The sequence below is a fragment of the Vibrio sp. Y176 genome (genome assembly GCF_033438945.1).
In genome coordinates this window covers 1-1,156 of record NZ_JAWOQS010000102.1, presented here as the reverse complement: position 1 = coordinate 1,156, position 1,156 = coordinate 1, and the positions used below count along the sequence as shown (strand labels likewise).

1 protein-coding gene and 1 pseudogene are annotated in these 1,156 nt (G+C 44.4%); both read right to left on the bottom strand.

What is annotated here, in order from left to right; translation table 11 throughout:
* Positions 1-137, bottom strand: a pseudogene (locus R7O13_RS24380) (alpha-L-glutamate ligase-like protein); the annotation flags it as partial.
* Between the two features lie 3 nt (positions 138-140).
* Positions 141-1,156, bottom strand: a 1,016-nt coding sequence (locus R7O13_RS24375; RefSeq protein WP_318304869.1) for a 7TM domain-containing protein, incomplete at its 5' end; no start/stop codon positions are given.

Genomic DNA, 1,156 nt, shown 5'->3' with positions numbered 1-1,156 from the left:
TTGGTTTTTAGCTTGTCATCCACCAATGGGTATTTAGAGCGATCGTTATAGCGACCAATGTAGCTATGGTTACGCTTGTTCATGCCCATAATGCCTTTGTGGCGAAGTTTTGATGGCGTAGTGTAACGTTCAAACATCGTTTAATCCTCCGCTAGCGGTTTGAAACGACGTAGTTCTGTTAGACGGTAACCAGTGTAAGTACCTAGTAATAGAATACCCGCCAAAACAATTAGCTGTAGGCCGATAAAGTTAAATGTTAAGTGCTGGATATACGAGTTGGTCATCGCCAAGTAAACCAGTACCGCAGTCAGTAGTGAACCACCACCTTGCATTGCTACTTCTTTCGCGCCTTCTTCCTCCCACAGAATCGACATACGTTCGATCGTCCATGACAAGATGATCATTGGGAAGAAGGTGATTGTTAGACCTTCTGTCAAACCAATCTTGAATGCTACAACGGTGAACACCGATATGATCATAATAACTGTGATAATAACCGCGGATATCCTTGCTACCAGAAGTAAGTTGAGCCGCGATAAATAACTTCGGATGATCAAGCCTGTACCAACAATTAATAGGAAGCCAACAATACCAGTCACAAGCTGCGTTTGAACGAACGCAACCGCAATCAGTACTGGCATGAACGTACCAGAGGTTTTAAGACCAATAATTACGCGCAGGAACACAACGATCAATGCGCCAATTGGGATCAGCATGATGGTCTTGAACATCGCTTGCTCTTCTAGAGGCAAGCTGTGGATTGATAAGTTAAGCAGGCCATCGGCCTCAACCTTGTTGTTTGTCGCTTGTTGAGGCGTCACTTCTTGTTTGATCATGGAGAAATGAACTTGGCTGTTCTTACCTCCCACAAGGTCAAGTAACGAAACGTTCGATTCATCCCAAACAAGAAGGTTAGGTTTTACGGCTTTCTGCTCTGAATTTGGCGAGAACAGAACCCAATCTTTTCCAGACCAAACTTGCACCATCGGTTGGATGGTTTGACGACGACGGCCATCTTCAAGTTCGATAACGCCAACAATTTTGCTTTGAACGCCAGCTGACAGAAGAATCTTGTGCAGTGCATCGGTGCGGTCAAAATCGTTCAATAATAGAGCGGAGTTTTGGCTGTCTGGATCGTTAAGTGCTTTGATTAACT